Below are 26,399 nucleotides of genomic sequence, written 5' to 3'. Positions count from 1 at the left end.
CAAAGAGATAGAGCATTTCCGATGGCTCAGGAAAAACAGGAAATGCTCTAGAAATAAAGGATTTCGAGATGGCCCGGGGGCAAGGAAATTGATGGTACTGAATGAAAAGCCGGATGCACGGAGATCGCTGCTACGGATGGCTGTGGTTGCCTGTCTGCCTTTTGCTGCCGCAGCATGTACGACCGCATCCGCAGATCGACCGATTGCCGTTACCATGCCGCAGACTGTTGCTTTCACGCCGGAGCCTGTTGCCGTTGAACCGGTCAGCGAACCGGCGCCGGAAGTACAAACGGCCAAGAGCGAATATGAGACCATGTATGGCGCGGTGAACGACCGCGGCAATCTCATTCCGGCACTTGATCTCAGCAAGATTGCGGATCGCAATCTGCGCCGGGAAGTCGATTATGCCACGACGGAGCCGGTTGGCACCATCGTGGTCGATCCCTATGCGCGCTATCTCTATCTCGTGCAGCCGGGCGGCAAGGCGATCCGTTATTCTGTGGGTGTCGGTCGCGCTGGTCTGACTTTCAAGGGCGATGCCAAGCTTGCATACAAGTCGCAGTGGCCGCGCTGGACGCCGACAGCCAATATGATCAAGCGCAATCCGGAGCATTACGCAAAATATGCGAATGGCCTTGAGGGTGGCATCCGCAACCCGCTCGGTGCCCGTGCGCTTTATCTTTATCGTGATGGCAAGGACACGCTGTACCGCATTCACGGCACCAACGAGCCCTGGTCCGTCGGCAAGGCTGCGTCGTCCGGCTGCATCCGTCTCTACAATCAGGACATTCTCGATCTCTACAAGCGCGCCACCGCCGGTGCGCGTGTCGTCGTGTTGGATAAATCCCAATCGGGCAAAGGAGCAAGCTCATGATGAACCGTCGTCAGATATTGGCCGCAACGGCAGCCGGTGCCGCAACGATTGCGATTTCAGGCGGCAAAAGCCTTGCGCAGCGCGTGCCGACAGTTGCGGAAGTGCTCTATGACACGGAAATTCCGGTTCTAGGCAATCCGAACGGCAACGTGACCATCGTGGAATATTTCGACTACCAATGCCCCTATTGCAAGAAGGGGCATGGCGAGCTGATGCGCGTGATCAAGAATGACGGCAATGTACGCCTTGTCATGAAGGACTGGATCATCTTCGGCGACACGTCGGCTTATGCCGCACGTCTCGTTCTGGCTGCGGAAAAGTCGGGCAACTATGTAAAGGCCATGGAAGCCTTGATGGCAACGCCCGGTCGTCTTACGCCGGAACAGGTGAATGCTGCACTGAAGAAGGGTGGGCTTGATCCGGCAAAGCTCAATGCAGCCTATAAAGCCGATTCCAAGCGCATCAACGCCATTCTTGAGCGCAACATGGATCAGGGCGAAGCCTTCAATTTCGGCGGTACGCCTTCCTTCGTTATTGGCACCAAGCTTTATGGCGGGGTCATGAAAGAGCCGGAACTGATCGAAGCGATCAAGGAAGCGCGGAAGCCTTGAGCTGATACGATTGACAAAGGGCGGAGTTAAAAAGCTCCACCCTTTCTGGTTCAAAACGGATAATGCTGCGGACCTTCTATGGTGATCCAGCGCAGATCGGTAAACTCGTTGATGACGGCCTTTCCGCCGAAACGGCCATAACCGGAAGACTTTACACCGCCGAAAGGCATTTGCGCTTCGTCGGCAACCGTTGGGCCGTTGATGTGACAGATGCCGGTTTCAAGCTTTTTCGATAGCGCCATTGCGCGCTTCACATCCTGACTGAAGATGGCCGATGACAGACCATATTCGGTGTCGTTTGCCACGCGGATCGCCTCTTCGGCATCCTTGACGCGAATAATGGGTTTTACCGGCCCGAAGGATTCCTGCACATAGATGTTCATATCCGGCGTCACGTAATCGATGATCGTCGCCTCGACAATCGAACCTTCGCGCTTGCCGCCTGCCAGAACCTTGCCACCTTTCGCCACAGCATCCTTGATGAGCGCATCCATTCGCTCAGCCGATTTGAGGTCGACCAGCGAACCGAGAACAACGTTGCCGCGCGGATCACCGGCAGGCAGGGATTTTGCCTTGGCTGCAAGCTTCTCCGCGAAGGCATCAGCCACCTTCTCATGCACGATGAAACGTTCCGTGGACATGCAGATTTGACCCTGATTCATGAAAGCACCAAAAGCCGCGGCATCGACTGCCTGGTCAAGATCGGCATCCTCCAGCACGATGAAGGGGGCCTTGCCACCCAGTTCCAGCAGCACCGGCTTCAGATGTTCTGCGGCCTGTCTGGCGATGATCTTGCCGACATGGGTGGAGCCGGTGAAATTGATACGGCGGATGGAAGGATGGGCAACAAGGGCTGCGACGATTTCCGGTGCATCCTCGGGTGCATTGGAAATGACATTGACCACACCGGCAGGGAAGCCCGCATCGTTGAGTGTCTTGACGATCAGGTGATGAACGCCGGGGCAGGATTCGGACGAACGCAGAATAACCGTGTTGCCGCAGGCAAGTGCCGCTGCTATTGCGCGCACGCCCAGAATGATCGGTGCATTCCACGGCGCCATGCCAAGCACCACGCCAACAGGCTGGCGCACGGCCATGGAAACGATGCCGGGTTTGTCAGAAGGGATGATTTCGCCGGTAATCTGTGTTGTGAGCGCGGCAGCCTCGCGCAGCACACTGGCTCCAAGATGGACATTAAAACCTGACCAAGTGGCAGTTGCCCCGGTTTCTTCAAGCATGAGACGGGTGAACTCATGGGCCCGGCTTTCCATCAGGTCTGCCGCCTTGTTCAGAAACGAACGACGCTCGTTCGGGCCGGTTTCAGACCAGCTTTCAAAGGCTTTCGCGGCAGATTTTGCAACCGCATCGACATCGGCTAGGTTGGCCGCCGGTGCGGTCGTGGCGATTTTTCCGGTGACCGGATCGTTGCGGTCGAATGTCTTGCCCGATGCGGATACAGTTTCCTTACCATCGATGATGAAGCCGATTGTCGTCATGGTCTTCTCCCTGTTTACCTTTCATATCATGGTATAAAAGCCGGGAGCTTGCATGGTCCTTATTTGTGAACAGACTGTGCAACGGCACTGTTTCGAATTTGAAAGCAAGCAGCGGAGTGTAGCTTCGACGCGGTGGCATTAGCCTTCCTTCATGCTCATATTGAAGGAACACGAACATGAACCTTATGACCATGAAGACCCACGACCCTGATGAAAATCGCTGGCAGAAAGTGCTCGACCGTGACAAGGCGTCGGACGGTGCATTTGTCTATGCCGTGCGCACTACGGGCGTCTATTGTCGTCCGTCATGCCCGTCGCGGCGTGGAAAACGCGAGAATGTGCAGTTCTTCGACGGTTGCGAGGATGCAGAACGCGCCGGTTTCCGGCCATGCATGCGCTGCAAGCCGCATCTCTCCGAAACCTTGGCGACGCAAAACAGCACGCGTTACGCCGATATGGTAGCTGCCGCCTGCCGCTTCATCGAGATGGCGGAAGAGGTGCCTTCTCTTGAAGGAATAGCGGCTTCCGTGAAGGCGAGTCCTGCCCATTTTCATCGTGTTTTCAAGGAGTTCACGGGGCTGACCCCGAAAGCCTATGCGGATGCGCATCGTGCAAAGAAGATGCGGGCGGCGCTCGATGCGCCGGAAATCCGTGTAACCGACGCCATCTATGATGCCGGTTACAATTCCAGCAGCCGATTTTATGAGGCTTCGGATGGGATTTTGGGAATGACTCCAAAGGCTTACAAGCAAGGTGGCAAGAATGCGGATATTCGTTTCGCCATCGGTCAGTCGTCACTCGGCGCGGTGCTGGTGGCTGCAAGCGGCAAGGGCGTCTGTGCCATTTTGATGGGGGACGACGCGGAAGAATTGATCCGCGATCTGGAAAAGCGTTTTCCGCAGGCCAATCTCATCGGCGCGGACCGTGATTTCGAGAACATGGTTGCCGAGGTGGTCGGCTTCGTTGAAGCGCCACGCATCGGCCTCGACCTGCCACTCGACCTGCAGGGAACCGCTTTCCAGCAGCGCGTCTGGCAGGCATTGCGCGAAATTCCCGCGGGAAAAACAGTGAGTTACACTGAGATTGCCGAGCGCATCGGCGCGCCGAAATCGATGCGGGCGGTGGCACAGGCCTGCGCGGCCAACAAGATTGCTGTCGCGGTTCCGTGCCACCGGGTCGTGCGCAACGATGGCGGCCTCTCCGGCTATCGCTGGGGCGTCGAGCGCAAGCGCGATCTCCTGAAGCGGGAGAGCCAGGCATGAACAGAAATGAACTCATGCAGGCGGATAATATCTCCGCCTATGACTGGCAAAAAATTGGCGCCGAACTGGATGAGTTCGGCGCCACAATCCTCAGGAACATAATTTCGCCACAGAATTGCCGTGAATTAGTCGCCGGCTACCACAATATAGCCGCATTTCGAACCGTTATTTCGATGCGAAAACACGGTTTTGGGCGCGGGGAATACAAATATTACGCAAATCCCATTCCTGCCTTAATTTGGAATCTGCGCCAGACGCTCTATCCGCAGCTTGCGCCCATCGCCAATCGATGGAGTGAGAGACTGGGATCGGATGTCCGTTTTCCTCCAACCCATGACGAATTTCTGGACCGGTGCCACGCGGCAGGACAGACCCGTCCGACACCGCTCATCCTGCAATATGTAGAGGGTGACTATAATTGCCTGCATCAGGATATTTACGGCGATATCGCATTTCCGTTGCAGGTTGCGATTTTGCTTTCCGAACCGGAGAAGGATTTTACGGGCGGGGAATTCGTGCTGACCGAACAGCGCCCCCGGATGCAGAGCCGTGCGGAGGTCGTGCCGCTCCGTCAGGGGGATGGTGTGGTTTTCGCGGTCAATGACCGTCCGATGCAGGGCACACGCGGTGATTATCGCGTCAAGATGCGACATGGTGTCAGCCGTATTCGATCCGGCCAGCGGCATACGCTGGGCATAATTTTTCACGACTCCAGATAAAGCATGTTTCCCAAAAGTGGGAACCGCCTTCGCGGGGAAATCAGTCCACTGGACTGATTTCTGGTTCCGCTAAGATGGGATAAATACATGCACGAAAACAAAAGCTTAAAGCGTGTTGTGTGAGTATGATAGAATGCGATACGCTTTAGAGGTTGAAACCGGCGTTTCGATAGCCTTTGATCGCGGCCAGAGCATAATTCCGAAAAGTGGGAACCGGTTTTCGGATAAAATCATGCTCAAACGAAAGTTTAGAGCGGGATAATGGTTCAACTTGAAAACATCCCGCTCTAGTCGATCAAAGGAGTCGGATATGAGCGTGACCATCTACGGTATCAAGAACTGCGACACCATGAAGAAGGCGCGCACCTGGCTTGAGGACCATGGCATCGACTACGGATTTCACGACTACAAGAAGGAAGGGCTCGACGGCGAAACGCTCGACCGCTTTCTGAAAAGCGTTCCGTGGGAACAATTGCTCAACCGGGCCGGAACGACGTTTCGCAAACTGCCCGAGGAAGAACGCCAGAACGTCGATGCCGCCAAGGCGCGGGCGCTGATGCTGGCACAGCCATCCATGGTCAAGCGTCCGGTTCTCGACAAGGGCGGAAAGCTGACGGTCGGTTTCAAGCCGGACCAGTACGAAAACTTCTTCAAGTCTTGAGGTGGAGGAGCGTTGCCATAAATAGCTGCCGATAAGCAGGTGGAGAAATCGATGCGGCAGCGCGCGAATAAGGTCGTTCAGCAATGGTCGGTAAGTTGGCGTGATTCCCTGATCGCGTCCTTTGCGGGTGGTGTCGCCTGGCTGATCTGCCAGTTGGCGCTGGGGCAGCCGAAACCCGTCTTTGCCATGGTCACGGCCGTGATCTGTCTGGCGCCCAACCTGCCCAACCACGGCAAGCAGGCGATAGGGGTGATGGTCGGCGTCACGACTGGCGTGCTGGTGGGCGAGCTTTCTCTGCTCCTGCCGGAAACGGTTCCGGTCTTCCACACAAGCATAGTGACCTTTGTTGCCATGGTTCTTGCGACCTCTTTCGGCATGGCACCGGCAATTGCCATCCAGTCGGGCGTGTCGGCTATCTTGGTTCTCGCCATGGGTCCGCAGGTTGCAGGTGTCACACGGTTGATCGATGTTCTGGTCGGCGCCGGTGTGGGCTTGCTGTTCAGCCAGATATTGATGACGCCAAGCCCGGTGCTGCTGATCGACAAGGCCGTTCGTGGCTTGCTCGATCGACTGGCGAACGGGCTCAAGCAATCGGCTGTCGCGCTCGAAAAACAGGATCTCGTGCGCGCCCAGAGTGCGATCAACCAGTTTACATCGGCGCATCGGGCGGTGATCGCCCTCGGCGACGGCATTGCACTTGCGCGCAGCAATGCACGCTGGTCGCTGCGCGGACGGCTGGTGGCGCGCGAGGTTACGGAAATGGCGGGCCGCTACGACAGGCGCGGCATTCGTCTTTATGCCTCGGCGCTACTGTTCGGTGAAGCGCTTGGCAATGCGCTGCGAAAGAAGGAGGCGCCGCCACCGCCTTGGCTTGCCGAAGCCTTGCAGATTGTCATCGCCAATTGTGAACTGGAGGAAGGGCGGGAGCCGCGCCGGATTCCGCCCATGCCAAAGGACATTCCTTTCGGCTGGCGCGATAGCGCACACCGGCTGTCATCGGTTCAAGACACGCTTCTGCATTTCCTGCATTCCGATATTCCAGACAGTATTCCCTTGCCCAAACGGTAGCCAAAGCAGGACGAAGTCACAGCTTGAAGATTTTTCAGAGAAGCGACCGCACATGATGCGCCAGCTCATCCGCCGCTTGTCGTGCGAGCTTGGGGCGGTTCCGCCAGTCGTCGAAGGCAACCCCGCGATAGGCTGCCTGCCCAAGCGCAAGGGCAGAGGCGGTTTCGGACGAAACCAGCGGCAGTGCCCATTCGGCAGCCGCATCTTTCGGGGTAAATTTTCCAGTTTCGAGTGTGTACCACATGCGCGCAAGCGTCAGCAGCACATTGCGCTCGTCACCCTGAAGATTGTCGGTCAGATCGGGCAACGCATCGGTAATCGCCTTGCGCACATCTTCACGCGGTATTGCTGGTAGAAAATGTTCCCGTGTGGGGCCGATGAGACTCGCCGCTTCCTGACCGGCTTGCGCGAGCACCAATGTGTATTCGGGATCTGGATGCGGCTGCCGCACTGTTCCCGCCTCGAATTCGTCGCGCAACCATTCTCCATAGATGAATGCGCAACGCGCAGGATAGCTGAGTGCGGCGAGATCCTGCTGCAGAAAAACCATCACTTCCAGACATCTGGGTGTTCCGGGTCTGACCGGATACCGACCCGATATCTGCATGAGCTTGTCGACGAGACGCGCGCTGGCTTCCAGCGTGAGAGGCTGGTTGCTGACCACCAGCAGATCGACATCGCTATTGGGGCGAAGTCCGCCATTTACGGCAGAGCCATGCAGATACACGGCCTGCAACGATTGCCCCAGACAATCCCGCAAAATGGTCAGAGCCTTTGTAGCCTCGTCCGGTATTGTTACGTGATTCCCGTTCATCATTCGTTGATACTGTCCTTGGTGGACATTCACAACAATGGCTGAAGGTAGAATGTCCTGTCGTTCTCACACCGTTGAAACTTCTCGCCGTTCCAGAATGCGATCGATCAATCCCCATTCGAGACCCTCTTCCGCAGTCATGAAATTATCGCGGTCGAGGGCGCGCTCCACCTCTTCATAGGTGCGCCCGCAATGCTCGGCATAAAGACGCGTCATCAGCCTCTTGGTTCGTTGCGCTTCCTCGGCATGGATGAAGATGTCCGATGCCTGTCCCTGAAAGCCACCGGAGGGCTGGTGGACAAGCAGGTTTGCGTTGGGAAGTGCTGCCCTATGACCGGGTTCCCCTGCCATCAGCAGGAAGGAGCCCATCGAGCGGGCCGTCCCCATGCAAAGCGTGTGCACAGGCGCACGGACATAACGCATCGTATCGTAGATCGCGAGGCCACTGGTCACAACGCCGCCCGGCGAGTTGATATAGAGATTGATTGGCTGTTTGGAGTTTTCCGCTTCCAGAAACAGCAATTGCGCGCAGATGAGTGCGGATACGGTGTCATTCACTTCGCCGTTAAGAAAGATGATCCGTTCGCGCAGCAGGCGCGAATAGATATCGAATGACCGTTCGCCACGGCTCGACTGTTCCACGACCATAGGGACGAGTTGCATCGTTTCGCGCATCGGCGAACTCCTCTCTGCCATAAATTCCGGGATAGATGGTTTAGGCGGCGCGCATCATGGTGGCCCAGTTGCTGTTGGCGGCAACTGCCACGGTGCGCTTCAGCCGTGCGTCGTTTAGTTCATGGATGACGCGCAGATAGGTGCCACCGGAAACGCCCGGCACAATGCGGAACGTGACCATGCTTTCCAGAAAAGGCGGTTCGCTTTCCCGCATCCGGTAGCTAATCTCCTTGCCGGGCTTGCAGGATGCTGGCTCCGGATCGGCCAACGCCTCGGATGGAAGCCAGTTTTCGCGAAACTCCGGAATGCTGATCGCACGCCACACTTTCTGCGGCGCAGCATCCAGCTCATATTCAAGCTCGATGCCTTTCTCGCGTGGTTCTTCCTGCCGGTCGGTCATTGGTCCATATCCTTCAGCAAGGTTTTGAGAGCGTCGATACGTTTCGGCCAGTAGGCGCGATACTTTGCAAGCCAGTTGGCGATGAGCGTCAGTCCATTCGGATCGACTTGGTAATTGACGAAGCGCCCCTCGCGTTCCTCCCGCACTAGTCCAGCACCGCGCAACACGGCCAGATGCTGCGATATGGCGGGCTGGCTGATCTCCATGCCCTCCCGCAGCGCACTGGCATTCATGCTGCCCGATGCCAGCTTTTCGAAAATCATCCGGCGGGTCGGGTCGGCAAGCGCCCTGAATATGTCGTTGAATGTATCGTTCTCAGTCATGCAATCACATAAGCGCACACTTATGTGATTCGCAAGACCTTATTTGATAACGGACGTCTTGATTAATCAGACGAATGAAACTGCATGGTGAAGACATTTCCGCCGATACCTTGCGCGAGTGATGGCGCAAGTTCCAGCGGCGTGCATTTTTCAACCGCCTCAATCGCAGCGTCCACGAATGCCTTTTTCGCCTTGTCATCACCTTGAACGTTGATCGCGCTGGCGCGGGGAGGTCCTATCAGGCTTCCGTCACGCTTGAAGCTGAAGCTGAGGGTAACGGCGGAGTTTTTGCTGTCTGAAGGCGGCGACCAGCAGGCGTTCAGAGCGCCGCCGACATCGTCCATCGTCTTCAGTTCCTGCGCCTGAACGGTACCCGTGGCGGTGATTGTAACGGCGGCCAACAGGCAAACGGATAGTCCCGATCTTTTCATCCTGATCCTCCATCAAGAGTGTATTCAGTCTATTGTAGGTCTGCTTCGATAGAGTTCAAATCCAACTCTGTGGTTGCAGCCTCAATCCCCGTGATCGATGCGATCAGAAAAATTCAATTGTCCTTGGATGATTGAGGTTTATTTTCCCGCCAATGACCGAGACCTCCCTAGAGATGACCAAGCCCGCATTCCCACAACATTGCACTGCCGTCCGCTATGCTTTCGGCGGCTTTCTGGCTATGGCCGCAGCCATGGGGATCGGGCGTTTCATCTATACGCCGATCCTGCCGGGAATGATGGCCGATATTGGCTTCACTGCCGCCGATGCAGGCTTTATCGCATCGGCAAATTATATCGGTTATCTGCTGGGGGCAGTCGTTGCCGGTTACGGATGGTCTGCGGGCATCGAGCGGAAAAGCGTGATTGCGGGTCTGACCATCAGCGGATTGCTGTGCGCCGCCATGGCGCTTTTTGACGGTGTCTGGCTGTTCTCCATCATCCGCTTTGCGGCGGGTTTCATCAGTGCGGTGACGATGATCCTCTGCACGGCAATCGTGCTGAGCCATGTCACGGCGGCGGAAAGAGCGGGGCTTGGAGCCTTGCATTTCGGCGGTGTCGGCAGTGGTATTGCACTCTCTGCCGTTCTTGTAGCGCTGATCCGTTTTGCCGGGCTTGACTGGCGTGCCGACTGGATCGGCGCTGCGGTTCTGACCATCGTCATGGTTGTTCTGGTTGGCGCTTTCGTCAGGGAAGGGCCGGTTGGCGGAAACAGTGGCACGCGTGAACCGCCGCTCCCCAAGAGCTTCGCCTTCAACGCACTGGCGCTGGCCTATGGCATTTTCGGCTTTGGCTACGTGATCACGGCAACGTTCCTGATTGCAATCGTGCGCGCGACCGATGGCGGCCCGCTGATGGAAGCGGCTGTGTGGGTTGTGACCGGCCTGACGGCTGCGCCCTCGATCTGGCTGTGGGCACCGGCTGCCAGGAAATTCGGCCTTTTCAATGCATTTGCCCTGACAGCCATTCTGGAAGCTGTCGGCGTTGCCGCAAGCGTCGTTCTGGCTCCTCCGCTCGGGCCCCTGGTGGGCGGCGCGCTTCTGGGCATCACTTTCATGGCATTGACGGCGTTCGGATTGCAGATCGCCCGCACTCTCGCACCGGCTTCGCCAAAACGCGCTTTGGCGCGGATGACGGTCTGCTTCAGCATTGGCCAGATCATCGGCCCGCTGGTGGCTGGCTTCATGGCGCAGCGTTCCGGTTCGTTTACTTCGGCAAGTCTGGCCGCAGCGTTCTCGCTGGTGGTCGTCGCGGTGCTTGGCATCATGGCAGGACGCGGCGCCAGAACATCGGGCTGAAACCTTACAGGAATTTAACTGGTAAAGGCGCGAGAACGGGCTTCATATGCGGAAAATTCCTCACGAAGTTGGACTGAAATTCAGTGTTTGTGTCGTTCTTTCCCCGCCCGAAGTTGTTCTTCTGGTCCGCGCTCGTCTGGAGCCTGCTTGCGGTGCTTGGCTGGTATGAAGGAGGGGAGAGGTTGGGTGCCATATTCGGCCTGCCACCCCTGGCGCAAGACGCAGCGCCGATTATCGGTGCGAGCCTGTTCTGGTCGGCACCGTTTCTCTGGTTCTATATATATTTCGCGGTGGCGACATTCGCCTTCTATCTTTTCTGGGCTTGGTTTTCACCGCACCCGTGGCAACGCTGGTCCATACTTGGATCGGCACTGATCCTGTTCACTACCTATTTCGGTGTGCAGGTCAGCGTTGCGGTCAATGCCTGGTATGGGCCGTTCTACGATCTTGTTCAAAAGGCGCTGACAACGCCCGGAGCCGTCAGCGCCTCCGACTTTTACTGGGGTATGGTGACATTTGCCGAAATAGCCTTTATCGGTGTGACTGTCGGTGTTCTGAGCCTGTTTTTCGTCAGCCACTATATCTTCCGCTGGCGTTCGGCGATGAATGAATACTACGTCAGTCATTGGCCGAAACTGCGTTCCATCGAAGGTGCGGCACAGCGCGTGCAAGAAGACACAATGCGCTTTTCCACGACGCTTGAACAGCTTGGTGTGAGCCTCGTCAAATCGGTGATGACGCTGATCGCCTTTCTGCCGGTCCTGTTCAGTTTTTCGGAAAAGGTCAGTGAGCTGCCGGTGATTGGCATGGTGCCGCATGCGCTGGTCGTGGCAGCGATTTTCTGGGCTGCTTTCGGCACCGGTTTTCTGGCGCTGGTTGGCATCAAGCTGCCGGGGCTGGAGTTCAACAATCAGCGTGTCGAGGCGGCCTACCGCAAGGAACTGGTCTATGGTGAAGACCATGCGGATCGTGCCGAGCCGATCACGCTCGGCGAACTGTTCCGCAATGTCCGGCACAATTATTTCCGGCTCTATTTTCACTATGTCTATTTCAACGTCGCCCGCATTTTCTATATTCAGGCCGATAATATTTTCCCGACCCTGATCCTTGTTCCGTCGATTGTGGCTGGCAAGCTGACGCTTGGCCTGATGAACCAGATCACGAATGTCTTTTCGCAGGTGCAGGGATCGTTCCAGTATCTCGTCAACTCATGGACGACGATCATCGAATTGCTGTCGATCTACAAGCGTCTGAGAGCTTTCGAGGCGGTTATCCGCGACGAGCCGCTGCCGTCGCTCGATCAGGCAAATCTTGATGCAACGCCTTCAGCTTAAGGGGACGATTACGACCTGTTCTGGCTTGCATGGACGGCATCCTTGTCGAGACTGTCCAGATAATCGCTGTAGGTTGTGCATTTGACGTCGGGCTTGGTGCAGACTTCCGTTACGAGCCGCTCCATGGCGCGCCAATAGGCGCCATCATTCATCAGCACGAAATGGAAGCCGAGCTGGAGCGGAATGCGCTCGCCGGTATATTGCTTGTCGAATGCCGTGCGGAAAGCCTTGTATGCCCGTTCTTCGAAAGCTGCCGATTGCTGTGGCGCTTCCTTGCCCTTCGAGTGACGGACATAAAGATTATAGTCCATTGCCACGATAGGGCGTTGCGACGGGCCTTCCGGAACAAGCGGCAATCCAAATGAAGCAAACTGACCGGCAAGGGTTGGCTCTTCTGGGCCACGCGTGATGGACGATGCCTGATAGCGAAAACCGTTTGCCTTGAGCGCATCCTGCACCGGCTTCGATGCGGCGAGATAGGGCGCGCGAAACCCGTCGATGCCCTTCAGCGCAAGATCACGCCAGCCTTCCGGCTCGCCACTGATGCCATTATTCTTGTAGGCGTCAGCGGTAATGCGGCGGAACTCTTTGATTTCCTTGTCCCAGTCGGCGGTCGACCAGTCAGTGCCGTCAAAATGACCGCAGCCATGGCTGGCGATCTCGTTGCCTTCCAGATGGGCCTGCCAGATATTGCCAAGGCGGGCGACAACTTCGTCGCGGCTAAGCGCAAAGCCGACATTGGACGAACCGGCCCGCTTATGGGGCGGCTTGTAATCGCGCCGGTCCTGTTTGGTCATCAGGAAGACGCAGGAAAGGAAATAGGTGAAATGAGCGTTGTTTTTCTTCGCCAGCTCGCGCGAGCGGGTCCATAGTACATTGTCATGTGCGCCATCGAAGGAAATCAGCACATATTGCGGCTTTGTGGATACCGGTTCCGCCTGTGCGGCACAGGTAGCCAGAACCAGGGCGGACAAAAGAACAGGGCGGGGGGACAGGATGCGCATGGACCACGAAACGAGGGGGGAAGAGGAATAGTTCCAGTAATTCCGTTGCTAGTTCTTGAATAAGGCTATTATCGGACCGAAATGCACTTTGTGACACGTGTTTCGGCTTATTTCGCTGACGGGTCTTACATATGGCGCGAAATGCGACTAAAAGCGCCAGAACGAACAAATACGAACATCAATTTGGCTTTAGTGGCAGGTCCATGGCAGACGACAGTTTCATTCGCGAGGTAAACGAGGAAATCCGTTCGGAACGGGCAAAGCAGATCTGGCGGAATTTCGGTCCGCTGTTGATCGGCGGCGCTGTGGCCATTGTTCTGGGAACAGCTGGCTGGGTCGGCTATCAGCACTGGGTCGACAGCAAGGCTTCCGCTTCCGGTGACAAGTTCCTCGCCGCACTGGACCTCGCCTCGGAAGGCAAAAACGACGAAGCGCTGACTGCGCTCGACGATCTGGAAAAGACCGGCTACGGCTCCTATCCGGTGCTGGCGCGTCTTCGCGCCGCGTCGGTTATCGCTGACAAGGGCGATGCAGCCGGTGCCGTGAAGGCGTTCGATGAGGTTGCTGCCGATAACGCCGTGCCTGCACCGCTTCGCGATGTCGCGCGCCTGCGTGCCGGTTATCTGCTGGTCGACAGCGGTTCCTACGACGACGTCGCCAAGCACGTCGAGACGCTTTCCGCAGACGGCAATCCTATGCGTTCAAGCGCACGGGAAGCGTTGGGTCTGGCTGCCTGGAAGGCTGAACGTTTCGATGATGCGGTCAAACTGTTCCAGCAAATTGCCAATGACAGCCTTGCTCCGGCCAATATCCGCCAGCGTTCCAATACGATGCTCGATCTGATGCGCAGCGCTGGTGTCAACGTGCCTGACGCGCAAAGCACATAATAAAACAAGCGCATCCCGAAAAGTGCGAAGCGGTTTTCGGACAAGATGCGCGTCAAGATAAATAAATAGAGCGGTTCCACGTTTCGGTTGAAAGCGGAACCGCTCTGGTTTCTGGAGTTATCTTCTCCCATGGGTTTCACAGTCGCCATCGTCGGGCGTCCCAATGTCGGCAAGTCCACGCTGTTCAATCGCCTCGTCGGCCGCAAGCTGGCGCTGGTCGATGACCTGCCGGGCGTCACGCGCGACCGGCGCATCCACGATGCCAAGCTCTACGATCTGAAGTTTCAGGTCATCGATACGGCAGGTCTTGAAGAAGCTGCCAATGACAGCCTGGAAGCACGCATGCGCGCCCAGACCGAGGCTGCCATCCAGGAAGCCGACGTGATCCTGTTTGTCGTCGACGCCAAGAACGGCCTGACGCCGACCGACAGCACCTTTGCCGAAGTGGTGCGCCGTTCCGGCAAACCGGTCGTGCTGGTCGCCAACAAGGCGGAAGCGCGCGGCGCGCAATCCGGCATGTATGACGCTTTCCAGCTTGGCCTTGGCGAACCGTGCCCGATCTCTGCCGAACACGGTCAGGGCATGCCAGACCTGCGTGACGCCATTGTCGAGCTTCTGGGCGAAGAGCGCGTCTTCGCCGACGAGAAGGAAGAGGAAACCGCAGACGAGGTTTTCACGCCGAAGGCTGTCGGTGAACTGATCGGCGATGACATCGAAGACCCGGATGAAGAAGAAATCCCGGCCTATGATGCGACCAAGCCGCTGCGGATCGCCATTGTCGGCCGACCCAACGCTGGCAAGTCGACGCTCATCAATACGATGCTCGGTGAAGACCGCCTGCTGACCGGACCGGAAGCAGGCATCACCCGTGACTCGATCTCGGTAGATTGGGAATGGCGGGGCCGCAAGATCAAGCTGTTTGACACGGCCGGTTTGCGCCGCAAGTCGCGCGTGCAGGAAAAGCTCGAAAAGCTTTCGGTTGCTGACGGCCTGCGTGCGATCCGTTTTGCGGAAGTCGTCATCATCGTGCTCGATGCGACGATCCCGTTTGAAAAGCAGGATCTGCAGATTGCCGATCTCATCATCCGTGAAGGCCGGGCACCGATCATCGCATTCAACAAATGGGATCTGATCGAGGACCGCCAGATGGTTCTGGCCGATCTTTACGAAAAGACGGCCCGCCTGCTGCCGCAGGTGCGCGGGCTTCGCGCCGTGCCGATTTCCGGCGAGCGCGGACAGGGTATCGACAAGCTCATGGAGAATGTCGTCAAGACCCACGAAATCTGGAACCGCCGCGTTTCGACCGGACGTCTCAACCGCTGGCTGGCTGGCGTCATCGCGCACCAGCCGCCACCGGCAGTTTCTGGCCGCCGCCTGAAGGTAAAATATATGACGCAGGTGAAAACCCGTCCGCCGGGCTTCGTCGTGTCCTGCTCGCGTCCCGATGCGATGCCGCAATCCTATGTGCGCTATCTCATCAACGGCCTGCGTGAGACTTTCGATATGCCGGGTGTGCCGATAAGGCTTTCATTGCGCACCTCGGACAATCCGTTCGCTGGCCGCGCGAAGAAAAAGAAATAAGCTGACACACAAAAAGCCCGGAGCGATCCGGGCTTTTTGCTTTTCGATTCTCACGAGACACTGTTTGCGGCCTCGGCGATCAATCCGGCGACCTCGTCGGGTCTTGATGCAAGCGAGGCATGACTTGCATCCAGTGTGATGGTCTTGCGCGGGTTCATGCGTTCGGCCATTCGCTTCTGGTTTTCCGGCGCGATCATGTGGTCCTGACTCGATATCTGATACCAGGTTGGCTTCTTCTTCCAGGCCGGTGCTGTGATCGTGTCACCAAATGTATTGGCGATGGGCGCCTTCTGCGTGATTGCCATGACCAGAGCTTCGTCGGCGCTCAAATCCTGGCAGAAGCTTTCGTGAAACTTATCGTACTTGATCCAGAGATATCCATCGCTGTCGGGAGCCAGATTGGGGAATGCCGCAGGTGGATGTTCCTGACTGATGCCGCCGGGGCTTTCGCCTGCATCTGGTGCAAAGGCAGCAATGTAAACCAGCCCCACCACATTCGGCAGATCACCTGCCTGTGTGATGACCGCACCACCATAGGAATGCCCGACCAGAAGTACCGGCCCCTCCTGCTGTACGGTCATCTTGCGCAAACGCTCGGCATCGTCGGCAAGCGACGTCAGAGGCATCTCCACGGCTCTTATCTTGTCATGTCCCATTCGGGAAAGTGCGAGGATGGCCTTGCTCCAATGGGCTGCCCCTCCCCAGAAACCATGCGCAAGTACGATAGTTGGTTTTGTGCTCATGAGACGGTTTCCTAATTGACGTTGATGCCAAGTCCGGCAATCGAGAATTAGGGCGTCCGTCCCGCATGAAAATAAGCTACTACTAATATATCTGGAGGCAGAGATTGCAGACTTCCGGCATGATGCCGGAAGTCGCGTTTGGTCTGGTCTTGCCCTTAGGTTTTCGGCAGCACAAATTCGACACGCCGGTTCTGTGCCCGTCCGTCGGGATTGTCCTTGCCCTTGATTTCATTGGGTGCGACAGGTTCGCTTTCGCCATGCCCTTCCGGTTTCAGTCGTGCCGATTGAACGCCATTATTGACGAGAAATTTGGTGACCGCATCGGCGCGGCTTTTCGACAGTTTATCGTTGTAGCTGTCGGCCCCTTTGGAATCCGTATGGCCCACCACACGGACTGCGGAATCCGGCATGCTTTCCAATATTTTGGCAATATCGGTCAGCGTCGCCTTGGCCTTGCCCGTTAGTTTGGCGCTGTCGAAATCGAACAGAATATCGCTCGTCACGGAAAGGACGATGCTATCCTCCGTTTCCCGCATGGTGATATTGCCGCTCTTCTCGACAATCTCCTGTGCCGCACCGGACAGGCCACGGGCCTTGCCATCGGTGCTGCCCGATGCCGAAACCAGATCGCGGATTTCGGGCACAAGATCACGGATATAAGCGCTGTTATCTGCACTTGTATTTTGCGCGGTCGCGACGGATGGCAGGCAAAGCACGGCGAGGCCGAGAGCGATGCAGCCTTTGATCTGATTGGTCATGGCCAGCCCCTATTCGGCGGGAACAGCGAAAGGCCCGAGCGGCTCGACCCCCTTGATATAGAGCGTCACCTTCTGGCCCTTCGGTGGTGCGGGAAAGACACCATGCCAGACGCCCACAACATGGCCATTGCCGAAAAGAGAAACCGATGCCGGAGCCAGCGGTTTGCCTTCGGAATCTTTCAGCAGAAGATATTTCTTGTCGCCTGCGAGAAGATAATAGTCATTCTCGTAATCCTTGTCCGACAGCGCGGTATAAAGCGTTGTCGAAACGCTTCCGCCTTCCTTAGCATTGATGAAACGGACCTTGACGGTCAGCTTGTCGCCATCTGCCACGACGCCGCTCACCTCTGCGGTGGCCTGACCGCTGCTGTGATAGCCACTTGCTATCGGCTGATTGGCTGGCTCCTGAGCATTTGCAGCGTGGGAAAGCGCACTGGCCGAAAGGAGGACAGTGGCAAGAACCGTACGTGAGAGAAACGCCATGAGTATCGCTTTCATTTGTTGGGTAACCTTGAGCATAGCGAAGCCGGATCGAAAACATCCGGGCATTGCGAAGGCGGTGAAAACAAATAAGCGGAGCAGTTCAGGGGATATGAATGAAAGACGAACCACTCCAGATGCGGCGGTGAAACCTAACAGGCAGAAGAAGGAGGTCATGTAAACTTTGGAAACACGCATTAACATTTGTGCGACCGGAAATTTTTCTCATCTGGACCGCGATGATCGCGATCGTGATCATAACCAGCATTTAATTTGGTAATTTCAGGTTGAGCTTGGCTTGCGCGGCTGCTAATTCGCCCGCTCTCCGGTTTTCTCCAAAGAAGGTGTAGTGATGACGAAGGCTGATCAGAGCCGTTTTGACGGCGTGACATTGGGCATCGACTTCGGCACGACGAACACCGTTCTGTCCGTGGCTGCACCCGATGGAACCACGGTCGTCCTGAGCGTGCCGAAGGATGGCGTGGATATTACCGGCTATCGCTCGATTCTTTGCTTCTGGCAAGATCGCGAAACCGGCGAGCGCACCGTTGAAAGCGGACCTTGGGCGATGGACGCGTTCGTCAACGCGCCGCATTCAACGCGTATGCTGCAGTCGTTCAAGACATTCGCGGCATCGAAATCCTTCACCGATACGCCGGTTTTCGGCAAGCGGTTCAAGTTCGAGGATATTCTGGCGAGCTTCCTCGAAACGGTCGCCGCGCGGCTGGGCGACCGCCTGCCCCCAAAGGGCAATCGCGTGGTTATCGGCAGGCCGGTGATCTTTGCGGGCGCTTCGCCGGATGAAGCGCTGGCCATGCAGCGCTATGAGAAGGCGTTCAGGGCGTTCGGCTTCACCGATATTCACTACGTTTATGAGCCGGTTGCCGCGGCTTATTTCTATGCGCAGGAACTGAACGCAGCATCCACCGTTCTGGTGGCCGACTTCGGCGGCGGTACGAGCGACTTTTCCATCGTGCGCTTCGAAGTGGGCAAGAACGGCCTCAGCTTCACGCCGCTCAGCCAGACAGGTCTGGGCATTGCAGGCGATACATTCGACTATCGCATCATCGATAATGCCGTTTCGCCGCTGCTTGGAAAGGGTACGGAGTACCAGTCCTTCGGCAAAAGGCTGACCATACCGAACCATTATTATGCAAATTTTGCGCGCTGGAACACGCTGTTCCTGATGAACTCTCCAGCGACCATTCGCGATCTGGACGAACTGGCCCGGCAAGCGGTCGATCCAAAGCCCCTCGAACATTTCATCAACCTGATCGAGAACGATTACGGTTATGAGATATACCGCGCCGTTTCAGACCTGAAGGTAAGGCTTTCATCGCAGCGCATGTCGGAACTGCACTTTAAAGCCGATGATTTCGAAATCCGCTCCGACATCACGCGCAACGATTTCGAAAACTGGATCGCTGACGATGTGCGCCAGATTGAACAGTCGGTGCAGCAGGCGGTGGATAAAGCGGAGCTGGAAACGGCGTCTATCGACCGTGTTTTCCTGACCGGCGGCACGTCTTTCGTGCCGGTCATCCGTACGGTGTTTGAAAACCGCTTTCCCGACGCTGTGGTGACGAGCTCGAACCAGTTCGATTCCATCGCCAACGGCCTCGCATTGATCGGGCAGAGCGTGGATATCGACCGCTGGTCTGTGAAGCACGATTAAGTGTGGTCGGAGGATGGTTCACTCCAGGCCTGGAAAACCTTCCAATCGCCACTGCCGGTCTGGCTTGCGGACTGACGCAGACACCATACGAATCTTGCCCTTGATCCGGTCTTTCGATACGAGGCCAACATACTTTCCTCGGCTATCGTTGGCGTTATCGCGATTGTCTCCCATGATATAATATTGGCCGCGAGCGAGTGCCTTCTCCTTGACGTTGTCGATAAAGCCATGATCGACCGTATTCAGAAGAACATAGCTCTTACCTTCCGGTATTGTCTCACGCACGAAACGGCACTGATAATAAGAGTTCGACACGGTTTCTTCAGGGCAACCATCATCAATTGTTGATGTGATCTTCGTTGTTTCGAGTGCTTTTCCGTTGATAAGCGGTATGCCGTTCTCGATTTTGACCGATTCACCGGGCAGCCCGATCACTCGCCCGAGGAATTCAGCTTTGACCGGTACATCGCCCGACAATTCCTTCGAAACGTAGTCAACAGTATAGACGACGAGATCGCCGCGCTCGATCTTTTCCTGTGGTCTATAGCTGGTTGCAGCGACGACATCGCCTGGCCCAAAGACGGGCATCATGGATGTGCTGCTCACGCGCAGATTCATGAGTTCTGCTGTGGCGGTATTGCATGTAAGGAGGCTGCTGATGGCACCGGCAAGGCCAGCTATAAATGCCTTGGTAAACTGCATTATAATTATACCTTGGATTCAAAAATTGCGTGATGAGTAGGTGGCAAGTTTGCGTTGCTCCGTCAATCATCTTACGGGCACTGGCGTCAATTGGGTCAGTGAAAGTTGAGTGTAGGTTTCTCGAACTTACGAAGCGGTTGCCGTATCGGCAAAGCAGGCGGCAATTTCCTTGTTGGCGCCGAGCTTTTCCGCCCATTTGACAAGATCGGGTATCTCGCTTCTTTCAGCCATCCCGCCCCAGACGTCTTTCAGTGTCGGCAGCTTGCCGGAAAGGTCAAAAAAGAAATAACCGGGATCGGCCACCGGAACATCCGCATAGACGACGGACCAGTTACCATATTGCATGAAGCTCTCGATGCTGACGGAAGCCGGTTTGACTTTCTTGCCGAGACTTTGCGCGATGAAAGACCTGTAATCCGTTTTCTGCTGTTTGGTGAGCGTTGTCGTCACACCATCGCAAGCGGATTTGGCGAATGCGCTTCCTGCCGGAAGAGCCATCGCAACAGCAAGCAGAAGTGCCGCACGGGCAGGCGAAAAGTACGTGTTCATCATTCCCCTCAGAAAAATGTCCACTTCATTTCAGCAGCATAACCAATCTGCGGGCGATGCATAGGGAATTTTGACATGCTCATTGCTGATACTGGATGGCACCGATAAGGTCCGACCGTGAAAATAGCAAGGAGTCGGTCTTTCCATGCCAAGTGATGCCAAAGCCGGTCGTTTTACCGACAATCTTCGTCAGGTCGCCGAACCATTCTGGTCGCAAGCCGTCGGCCATCGCCTCGTCGGTGAAATCTATACGGGCACGGTCGCACCTGATGTCATGACGCGCTATCTGGTGCAGGATCATCGCTTTATCGACTGCTTTCTGTCACTGTTGGGTGGAACGCTGGTCAATTGCGACAGGATGGAAGCCAAGCTGACATTGGGCCGTTTCATCGGCATGATCAGCAGCGATGAGAACTCCTATTTCGAACGCTCCTTTGCGAAACTCGCAGTCGCTGACGCCGAGCGTTTCGATACACCTGATGCGACGCCAACCGCTGCATTCAAGGAACTGATGCTGGAAGCTGCGCGTTCAGGCTCCTATGCGGTCTGCCTGTCGGTGCTGACCGTTGCCGAATGGCTTTATCTCGACTGGGCTGAAAAAGCGCCAAAGCCTCTGCCCGACGATTTTATTTTCGCGGAATGGATCGTGCTGCATGACAATCCATACTTCGTGGAATTTGTCGGTTTCCTGCGCTCGGAACTCGATAGGGTCGGCCCGGCAGCGGCGGAACAATGCCAGCAGTTCTTCCGGCAAGCGGTCGAACTGGAAAAGACATTCTTCGATGCCGCCTATGAGAGCCGGAACTGATCAGTTGCTGGCGGCGGGGAAGGGGCAGTTGCTGTCGCCTTCCTCGCATTTGAGATATTTCTTGAGGTCGCTGACGCGCTCCGCCGTCAGGTCAGACAGGCAGATCGAATAGGCCATGCCGGAAATACTGCCGCCACCAACTGTCTGCATGTCGCATTCGGCGTCGCGAAAGGCGATCCATGTCCGTTGCGACTGAACCAGCTTTTTCTTCAGGTCCGCATCGTCGGCGCGGTGCTGCAAGGTCTTGAAGATCTTGTTCAACTCGCCATCCGATTTCTTGTAGGCTTTGCCATAGCATTCATTGAGTGCGGACTGCGAACTGGCGTTCTGGCAGTCGTCGGCTTGCGCTGTGGCAATGATTGCAAAAGCACTGAACGCCACCCCGATAACCCCGATTTTTAAAACCTGCATAAATTTCCTCCCCGAAACTTTGACGATACTATCTTCATCACAAATAGAACGTTTGTCATTAAAGAAAAGATGGCGCCAGGAGCATTTCCACTTTAAATAAAATGGAAGTGTCGGGAGTGCTATATTGTATTTGTTTTTCCACGCATCTTGGTCCGGTCGAAGCAGGATCAGAAATCAATCCACTGGACTGATTTCCCTGTGCAGCCAGGCGTTTCACATTTTTCGGGATGCACTCTAATCCTCGAAGCGGCTCGACCCATCGCGGTCGCGTTCATAACCCTTCATGTCCGGGAATGGCGGCAGCCAGGATTCGCGGCGAATGATCCAGAGTTCATAGGTCGGCTTGAACTGGTCCGGTGCGTCGAGTGAGCCAAGATTGATTTCGACTTCATCCGCGCTGCGCCCGAAAACAGGGGACCCGCAACGCGGACAGAAAAATCGTCCCGCATAGTCACGGGTCTCTCCCTCGACCGTAACCGCAGCTTCGGGAAATATCGCTGAAGCGTGAAACAGGGCTCCATGGTGCTTGCGACAGTCGAGGCAGTGGCAGATACCGACCCGATATGGTTGTCCCGTTGCTTCAAAGCGAACATTGCCGCACAGGCAGCCACCCGTAACCTTGTCCATGATGCACCTCCTCACTACAGCAATTCGGTTTTCGCAAAGCTGAAACTGCTTAAACCCCGCATTAACCATATTCGTTCATGGTTAATGCGCTGCTGATAATGACTGTATTCGCCAGAGCTGCAAGCGTGTCCTCCACCCAGTGGGCAAGGTTAATACTTCGTTATCACCGCATCAGTTTAGTCAGTGTGAGTGGAGTGTGCGGTGCGTCTTGTATCTTTACGAGCGCTGTTTGGTCGAAGGAAGGCCGTTGCCGAGCCGGTGTGGCATTACCCTGTCACGGGCTATTGCCCGGAAGAGGGACGCTATTACGCCGTAAGGGCAAAGCCACGCCAGATAGTTCATAAACCGCACCGTCTGGTGCCGCTGGTTCTGGCGGCCATGACTTATCTTTTCAATTCCAATGCGATTGCCTTTCAGGATATGGCGAGCCTGGTGCCGTCGGCTGATCTGGGATCGCATCGCTGGACTGCCTTTGTTGCCAAGGCGCCGGTCGGTTCCGTCCATCAGGCCGAAATGCCGTTCGTGGATGCAACGACGGTAACGGGCAGCATCGCAACCAACGGCATCGAAGTGCCGGGCATTGGTCGTGTTGCGCTGTCCGGGGGTAAAAAGACGGCCAAGCTCGGCCCGGACGATCCGAACCCGGACGAAAACCGCATCAATCGCTCCGACAAGACGGGCCGCCTCGTCTCGGTGAAACCCAAGGCGCCCGCCAAGGCCTTCACTGCCGGGAGCATGTTCGACAAGATCAGCATGATCACGCGTCCGCCGGAAAAGACGGACGCGAAAATGGTCTTCTCTAACAAATTGGAGGGCAAGGAAGTCGCCATCACCATGGCGTTCCATGCGGTCAAACCGCCGAAGCCGCGCTCCGAAATGCCGACCCAGCTCGCCAAGCTCATTACCAATGACCAGCCGGATGCGCTGGCCCTTGGTTATGCGCCTGCGACGCCGGACTATGGCAAGACCTCGCCCTTTGAAAGCATTTTGAAGCCCCAGCCGGGCGAAGGCCGCTTCGTGCCACCGATCGGTGAGAAGGACCACGAATGGGCGGCTACGCCACTGCCGCCTTCCGCTTTCAGCAAGAGCGAACAGAAGTGCCTTGCCGAGGCTGTCTATTATGAAGCGCGCGGCGAAACGGTTAAGGGACAGGTTGCCGTCGCCCAGGTCGTCCTCAACCGCGTGCGCAACCCGGCCTATCCGGGATCGATCTGCGGTGTGGTCTACCAGAATCGCGACTGGCTCAATGCCTGCCAGTTTTCCTTTGCTTGCGACGGCCAGAAGCACCGCGTGACCGAAATGCCGCAATGGCGCATGGCGCAGCAGGTGGCAAAGACCGTCTCTGCCGGTCAGATATGGCTGCCGGAAGTTGGCTCCGCCACCCATTATCATGCGACCTATGTTCGTCCGTTCTGGGCCCCGACGATGAAGAAGGTCGCCAAGATCGGTCTCCACATCTTCTATCGCACCTATGGCGGCGGATGGAGCTGATTGCTCCTTCTCGCGGCAATAGAGGGATCGGCCGATTTCAAGTCACGTTTTTGTTAGCGGACTAAAAGGTCGAACAGGCGCATAAGGCCGACTTTCCTCCTGCCTTGAATGCGGCATGACCATCCGAAATCGATTCCGTTTTTTTAGCCAATAATGTGGCCAATCTGATCCTTTGGTCGGAAAATGAGTCGCACTAATATCTAAGTAATTGAGATTGCTTGATAAAAAACCTTTTGGAGCAATGCCTGCACCGCCTTGACTAGCGGGCGGCGTGTCAATATGTTGCGCGCAACTTGGAAATGGGATTGAAATCCTCGTATTTCTTGAAAAAAGGAGCTGCCAATGGCGCGCGGGACTGAACCCGGAAAGCCATCCGGTGCGATCAAGAATGCGAAGAACGAACCCGGTTCCGGGGAGCTGGATCAGCGTTTGAACCGCCTGGAGGCCGAACTGGCCAAGAAGGGTGTGCTCAAGCAACCGGCTTCCGAGGATGAGCGATCGGCGACTGCAAGCTCGGTCGCGCAGGCCATGAAGATTTCCAGCGAGTTTATCGCAGGGGTTCTGGTCGGTGCGCTGATTGGCTGGTTCATCGATCGTGTCGCTGGCACGTCGCCCTGGGGATTGATCGTATTTCTCCTTCTGGGCTTCGGTGCGGGCGTCCTCAACGTGCTTCGTTCCGCTGGATATGTTGCCGAACAGGCTAACATTAAATCTAGCGCGGAAAAGAACGACAAGAAATAGGACTTGACGGGCTTCACGGTAAAGTTCGTTCAAGTGTAAGTGAACAAGTGGGCCTTCTGGTCCGAGACTGAAACGCCTTCGGGCAGACCAAAGACAGACGAGGTTAAGGTGGCGAACGATCCGATCCATCAGTTTCAGGTTTCCCGGTGGATTCCCATCGATGTAGGCGGTGTGGACCTTTCGTTCACGAACGTTTCGGCCTTCATGGTCGCAACCGTCGTGGTCGCTTCGGGCTTCCTTTATCTGACGTCTTCGGGCCGCGGCCTGATCCCGACCCGTCTGCAGTCGGTGTCGGAAATGGCTTACGAATTCGTGGCCACCAGCCTGCGGGATTCGGCAGGGTCGAAGGGCATGAAGTTCTTCCCCTTCGTCTTCTCGCTCTTCATGTTCGTTCTGGTCGCAAATTTCCTCGGTCTCTTCCCGTATTTCTATACGGTTACGAGCCAGATCATCGTGACCTTCGCGCTTGCGGTTCTGGTCATCGGTACGGTCATTGTCTACGGTTTCTTCAAGCACGGTCTTGGCTTCCTCAAGCTGTTCGTGCCGAGCGGTGTTCCCGGCATCATCGTGCCGCTGGTTGTCGCCATCGAAATCATCTCGTTCCTGTCGCGTCCGATCAGCCTCTCGGTTCGTCTCTTTGCGAACATGCTTGCTGGCCATATCACGCTCAAGGTTTTTGCGGGCTTCGTCGTCTCGTTGGCCGCACTTGGGCCCATTGGCATCGGCGGCGCTGTCCTGCCGCTGATCATGACGGTGGCGATCACCGCACTCGAATTCCTCGTAGCCTTCCTGCAGGCCTACGTGTTTACCGTTCTCACCTGCATGTACATCAACGACGCAGTACATCCGGGACACTGAGTTCAAGCCGGCGGGCGACCGCCAGAACTGAAATCCGCGCTTATATTCAATCCAGAAGGAGCTTAACATGGAAGCGGAAGCAGCAAAGTACATCGGCGCCGGTCTCGCCTGTTTCGGTATGGCCGGTACGGCTCTCGGCCTCGGCAATATCTTTGGCCAATACCTCTCCGGCGCTCTGCGCAACCCGTCCGCTGCTGACAGCCAGTTCGGCCGTCTGGTGTTCGGTTTCGCCGTTACGGAAGCTCTGGGCATCTTCTCGCTGCTCATCGCGCTTCTGCTCCTCTTCGCCGTCTAATCAACGGTTGCAAGGAACTGGCTGGCCGCGATCTGTATCTTGAAATGCAGCGCGGCTGGCCTTTGCATATGACGTCTGAGTAAGGCACGATCCCTCTCCATCTGGATCAGATCGTGCTGGATTAAAGGGGAAATCTGGATGTTCGTGTCCACGGCGTTTGCCCAAACCGCCACCGAATCGCAACCGGCACCTGCTGCTGGCGAGCACGGCGCAGCCGATGCTGTACACACCGAAACCGGGGTCGCCAACGATGCCGGACACGGCAGCGGCGTATTCCCGCCGTTTGATTCCACCCATTACGCATCGCAGATCCTTTGGCTCGCGATCACCTTCGGGCTTTTCTATCTGTTCATGTCGCGCGTGGTTCTGCCGCGCATCGGCGGCGTGATCGAAACGCGTCGCGACCGTATCGCTCAGGATCTCGAGCAGGCAGCCCGCCTCAAGCAGGACGCCGACAATGCTATTGCTGCTTACGAGCAGGAACTGACCCAGGCCCGCACCAAGGCTGCTTCGATCGCCGAAGCTGCTCGTGAAAAGGGCAAGGGCGAAGCCGACGCAGAACGCGCTACGGCCGAAGCAGCACTTGAAGGCAAGCTCAAGGAAGCTGAAGAACGTATCGCCGCGATCAAGGCCAAGGCCATGAACGACGTCGGCAACATTGCCGAGGAAACCACGGCAGAGATCGTCGAACAGCTTCTGGGCACCAAGGCCGACAAGGCTTCGGTAACAGCAGCCGTCAAGGCTTCGAACGCCTGAGGAGAGGACA

At 56.4% G+C, this 26,399-nt stretch carries 31 protein-coding genes; 17 read left to right on the top strand and 14 right to left on the bottom strand.

Translation table 11 applies throughout. The features are described from left to right. Window positions 1–91: 91 nt before the first annotated feature. Window positions 92–874: a L,D-transpeptidase gene (locus AC1RHM_RS15990; protein WP_226622396.1), complete on the top strand. Its 783-nt coding sequence runs from the start codon at window positions 92–94 to the stop codon at window positions 872–874. Further along, window positions 871–1,485 carry a DsbA family protein gene (locus AC1RHM_RS15985; RefSeq protein ID WP_492332598.1) on the top strand — a complete coding sequence of 205 codons (615 nt, stop codon included), beginning with the start codon at window positions 871–873 and terminating at the stop codon, window positions 1,483–1,485. The genes AC1RHM_RS15990 and AC1RHM_RS15985 overlap by 4 nt, the downstream gene beginning before the upstream one ends. A 50-nt stretch (window positions 1,486–1,535) precedes the next feature. Here AC1RHM_RS15985 and AC1RHM_RS15980 read toward each other — a convergent pair whose 3' ends face one another. Next, window positions 1,536–2,981 carry an aldehyde dehydrogenase gene (locus tag AC1RHM_RS15980; protein ID WP_492332597.1) on the bottom strand — a complete coding sequence of 482 codons (1,446 nt, stop codon included), beginning with the start codon at window positions 2,979–2,981 and terminating at the stop codon, window positions 1,536–1,538. 176 nt (window positions 2,982–3,157) lie between these two features. On the opposite strand from AC1RHM_RS15980, the gene ada reads away from it, so the two are divergent. The 4 genes from ada (at window position 3,158) to AC1RHM_RS15960 (ending at window position 6,691) form a co-directional block, all read left to right on the top strand. Next, window positions 3,158–4,243 carry a bifunctional DNA-binding transcriptional regulator/O6-methylguanine-DNA methyltransferase Ada gene (ada, locus tag AC1RHM_RS15975; RefSeq protein ID WP_492332596.1) on the top strand — a complete coding sequence of 362 codons (1,086 nt, stop codon included), beginning with the start codon at window positions 3,158–3,160 and terminating at the stop codon, window positions 4,241–4,243. After that, window positions 4,240–4,962: a 2OG-Fe(II) oxygenase gene (locus AC1RHM_RS15970; RefSeq protein ID WP_492332595.1), complete on the top strand. Its 723-nt coding sequence runs from the start codon at window positions 4,240–4,242 to the stop codon at window positions 4,960–4,962. Before ada ends, AC1RHM_RS15970 begins: the two co-directional genes overlap by 4 nt. 310 nt (window positions 4,963–5,272) lie before the next feature. Further along, entirely contained in the window at window positions 5,273–5,623 is a 351-nt protein-coding gene (locus tag AC1RHM_RS15965) for an ArsC family reductase (RefSeq protein WP_029925661.1), read from the top strand. A 51-nt stretch (window positions 5,624–5,674) separates the two neighbouring features. Beyond that, window positions 5,675–6,691 (top strand): FUSC family protein, encoded by a 1,017-nt coding sequence (locus AC1RHM_RS15960; RefSeq protein WP_029925659.1) that lies wholly within the window; start codon window positions 5,675–5,677, stop codon window positions 6,689–6,691. Window positions 6,692–6,725: 34 nt separating this feature from the next. On the opposite strand, the gene ant(9)-Ic is transcribed toward AC1RHM_RS15960, so the two are convergent. From ant(9)-Ic to AC1RHM_RS15935, 5 genes are all read right to left on the bottom strand, one after another. Next, window positions 6,726–7,505, bottom strand: a complete 780-nt coding sequence (gene ant(9)-Ic / locus AC1RHM_RS15955; RefSeq protein ID WP_029925657.1) for an aminoglycoside nucleotidyltransferase ANT(9)-Ic — start codon at window positions 7,503–7,505, stop codon at window positions 6,726–6,728. A 66-nt stretch (window positions 7,506–7,571) separates the two neighbouring features. Continuing rightward, window positions 7,572–8,180, bottom strand: a complete 609-nt coding sequence (locus tag AC1RHM_RS15950) for an ATP-dependent Clp protease proteolytic subunit (protein WP_029925654.1) — start codon at window positions 8,178–8,180, stop codon at window positions 7,572–7,574. A gap of 40 nt (window positions 8,181–8,220) precedes the next feature. Then, window positions 8,221–8,580, bottom strand: a complete 360-nt coding sequence (locus AC1RHM_RS15945) for an SRPBCC family protein (protein ID WP_151576872.1) — start codon at window positions 8,578–8,580, stop codon at window positions 8,221–8,223. Further along, entirely contained in the window at window positions 8,577–8,903 is a 327-nt protein-coding gene (locus tag AC1RHM_RS15940; protein WP_029925650.1) for an ArsR/SmtB family transcription factor, read from the bottom strand. Before AC1RHM_RS15940 ends, AC1RHM_RS15945 begins: the two co-directional genes overlap by 4 nt. Window positions 8,904–8,965: 62 nt before the next feature. Next, entirely contained in the window at window positions 8,966–9,334 is a 369-nt protein-coding gene (locus AC1RHM_RS15935) for a UCP034077 family protein (protein WP_151576871.1), read from the bottom strand. Between the two features lie 173 nt (window positions 9,335–9,507). Between AC1RHM_RS15935 and AC1RHM_RS15930 the strand changes: the two genes are divergently transcribed. Continuing rightward, the gene (locus AC1RHM_RS15930; RefSeq protein WP_278526587.1) at window positions 9,508–10,689 is read left to right on the top strand and encodes a YbfB/YjiJ family MFS transporter; all 1,182 of its coding nucleotides are present in this window, start codon (window positions 9,508–9,510) and stop codon (window positions 10,687–10,689) included. Between the two features lie 83 nt (window positions 10,690–10,772). Beyond that, the gene (gene sbmA / locus AC1RHM_RS15925; RefSeq protein WP_151576869.1) at window positions 10,773–12,023 is read left to right on the top strand and encodes a peptide antibiotic transporter SbmA; all 1,251 of its coding nucleotides are present in this window, start codon (window positions 10,773–10,775) and stop codon (window positions 12,021–12,023) included. A gap of 8 nt (window positions 12,024–12,031) precedes the next feature. Here sbmA and AC1RHM_RS15920 read toward each other — a convergent pair whose 3' ends face one another. Then, window positions 12,032–13,027 (bottom strand): polysaccharide deacetylase family protein, encoded by a 996-nt coding sequence (locus AC1RHM_RS15920; protein ID WP_492332594.1) that lies wholly within the window; start codon window positions 13,025–13,027, stop codon window positions 12,032–12,034. A gap of 203 nt (window positions 13,028–13,230) precedes the next feature. Between AC1RHM_RS15920 and AC1RHM_RS15915 the strand changes: the two genes are divergently transcribed. Both AC1RHM_RS15915 and der read left to right on the top strand, forming a co-directional pair. Then, window positions 13,231–13,914: a tetratricopeptide repeat protein gene (locus AC1RHM_RS15915; protein WP_010658310.1), complete on the top strand. Its 684-nt coding sequence runs from the start codon at window positions 13,231–13,233 to the stop codon at window positions 13,912–13,914. 129 nt (window positions 13,915–14,043) lie between these two features. Continuing rightward, window positions 14,044–15,495, top strand: a complete 1,452-nt coding sequence (der, locus tag AC1RHM_RS15910; protein ID WP_012090772.1) for a ribosome biogenesis GTPase Der — start codon at window positions 14,044–14,046, stop codon at window positions 15,493–15,495. A 50-nt stretch (window positions 15,496–15,545) separates the two neighbouring features. On the opposite strand, the gene AC1RHM_RS15905 is transcribed toward der, so the two are convergent. The 3 genes from AC1RHM_RS15905 to AC1RHM_RS15895 form a co-directional block, all read right to left on the bottom strand. Further along, window positions 15,546–16,238, bottom strand: a complete 693-nt coding sequence (locus AC1RHM_RS15905) for an alpha/beta hydrolase (RefSeq protein ID WP_010658312.1) — start codon at window positions 16,236–16,238, stop codon at window positions 15,546–15,548. Between the two features lie 155 nt (window positions 16,239–16,393). Then, window positions 16,394–16,996, bottom strand: coding sequence for an OmpA family protein (locus tag AC1RHM_RS15900; protein ID WP_029925639.1), 603 nt, complete (start codon window positions 16,994–16,996; stop codon window positions 16,394–16,396). A gap of 9 nt (window positions 16,997–17,005) precedes the next feature. Then, window positions 17,006–17,494: a hypothetical protein gene (locus tag AC1RHM_RS15895; RefSeq protein WP_051686625.1), complete on the bottom strand. Its 489-nt coding sequence runs from the start codon at window positions 17,492–17,494 to the stop codon at window positions 17,006–17,008. A 334-nt stretch (window positions 17,495–17,828) separates the two neighbouring features. On the opposite strand from AC1RHM_RS15895, the gene AC1RHM_RS15890 reads away from it, so the two are divergent. After that, a complete protein-coding gene (locus AC1RHM_RS15890) occupies window positions 17,829–19,151 on the top strand; it encodes an Hsp70 family protein (RefSeq protein WP_094514839.1) in 1,323 nt (440 codons plus the stop codon). An 18-nt stretch (window positions 19,152–19,169) separates the two neighbouring features. Here the strand turns inward: AC1RHM_RS15890 and lepB are convergent, their stop codons facing one another. Both lepB and AC1RHM_RS15880 read right to left on the bottom strand, forming a co-directional pair. After that, on the bottom strand, window positions 19,170–19,853 hold the full coding sequence (lepB, locus tag AC1RHM_RS15885; protein WP_029925634.1) for a signal peptidase I: 684 nt from the start codon (window positions 19,851–19,853) through the stop codon (window positions 19,170–19,172). Window positions 19,854–19,979: 126 nt separating this feature from the next. After that, on the bottom strand, window positions 19,980–20,402 hold the full coding sequence (locus AC1RHM_RS15880; protein ID WP_029925631.1) for a hypothetical protein: 423 nt from the start codon (window positions 20,400–20,402) through the stop codon (window positions 19,980–19,982). A 145-nt stretch (window positions 20,403–20,547) separates the two neighbouring features. On the opposite strand from AC1RHM_RS15880, the gene AC1RHM_RS15875 reads away from it, so the two are divergent. Continuing rightward, window positions 20,548–21,210 carry a TenA family protein gene (locus AC1RHM_RS15875; protein WP_492332593.1) on the top strand — a complete coding sequence of 221 codons (663 nt, stop codon included), beginning with the start codon at window positions 20,548–20,550 and terminating at the stop codon, window positions 21,208–21,210. Here the strand turns inward: AC1RHM_RS15875 and AC1RHM_RS15870 are convergent, their stop codons facing one another. Both AC1RHM_RS15870 and AC1RHM_RS15865 read right to left on the bottom strand, forming a co-directional pair. Further along, window positions 21,211–21,621: a lysozyme inhibitor LprI family protein gene (locus AC1RHM_RS15870; RefSeq protein WP_029925627.1), complete on the bottom strand. Its 411-nt coding sequence runs from the start codon at window positions 21,619–21,621 to the stop codon at window positions 21,211–21,213. It abuts the gene before it with no gap. 234 nt (window positions 21,622–21,855) lie between these two features. Then, entirely contained in the window at window positions 21,856–22,248 is a 393-nt protein-coding gene (locus tag AC1RHM_RS15865; protein WP_029925625.1) for a GFA family protein, read from the bottom strand. A 201-nt stretch (window positions 22,249–22,449) separates the two neighbouring features. Between AC1RHM_RS15865 and AC1RHM_RS15860 the strand changes: the two genes are divergently transcribed. The 5 genes from AC1RHM_RS15860 to AC1RHM_RS15840 all read left to right on the top strand — a co-directional run bounded on the left by AC1RHM_RS15860 (window position 22,450) and on the right by AC1RHM_RS15840 (window position 26,389). Further along, the gene (locus tag AC1RHM_RS15860) at window positions 22,450–23,739 is read left to right on the top strand and encodes a cell wall hydrolase (protein ID WP_029925623.1); all 1,290 of its coding nucleotides are present in this window, start codon (window positions 22,450–22,452) and stop codon (window positions 23,737–23,739) included. A gap of 342 nt (window positions 23,740–24,081) precedes the next feature. Then, entirely contained in the window at window positions 24,082–24,480 is a 399-nt protein-coding gene (locus tag AC1RHM_RS15855) for an AtpZ/AtpI family protein (RefSeq protein ID WP_010658320.1), read from the top strand. Window positions 24,481–24,588: 108 nt separating this feature from the next. After that, the gene (locus tag AC1RHM_RS15850) at window positions 24,589–25,338 is read left to right on the top strand and encodes a F0F1 ATP synthase subunit A (protein WP_010658321.1); all 750 of its coding nucleotides are present in this window, start codon (window positions 24,589–24,591) and stop codon (window positions 25,336–25,338) included. Window positions 25,339–25,405: 67 nt separating this feature from the next. Then, window positions 25,406–25,633: a F0F1 ATP synthase subunit C gene (locus tag AC1RHM_RS15845; RefSeq protein WP_002963544.1), complete on the top strand. Its 228-nt coding sequence runs from the start codon at window positions 25,406–25,408 to the stop codon at window positions 25,631–25,633. A 138-nt stretch (window positions 25,634–25,771) separates the two neighbouring features. Next, window positions 25,772–26,389, top strand: a complete 618-nt coding sequence (locus AC1RHM_RS15840) for a F0F1 ATP synthase subunit B (protein WP_010658322.1) — start codon at window positions 25,772–25,774, stop codon at window positions 26,387–26,389. Window positions 26,390–26,399 lie beyond the last annotated feature (10 nt).

Source organism: Brucella sp. GW823-FHT04E01, from assembly GCF_058796175.1.
Note: the sequence above shows the minus strand (reverse complement) of the source record. Positions and strands in the feature narration are given on the sequence as shown.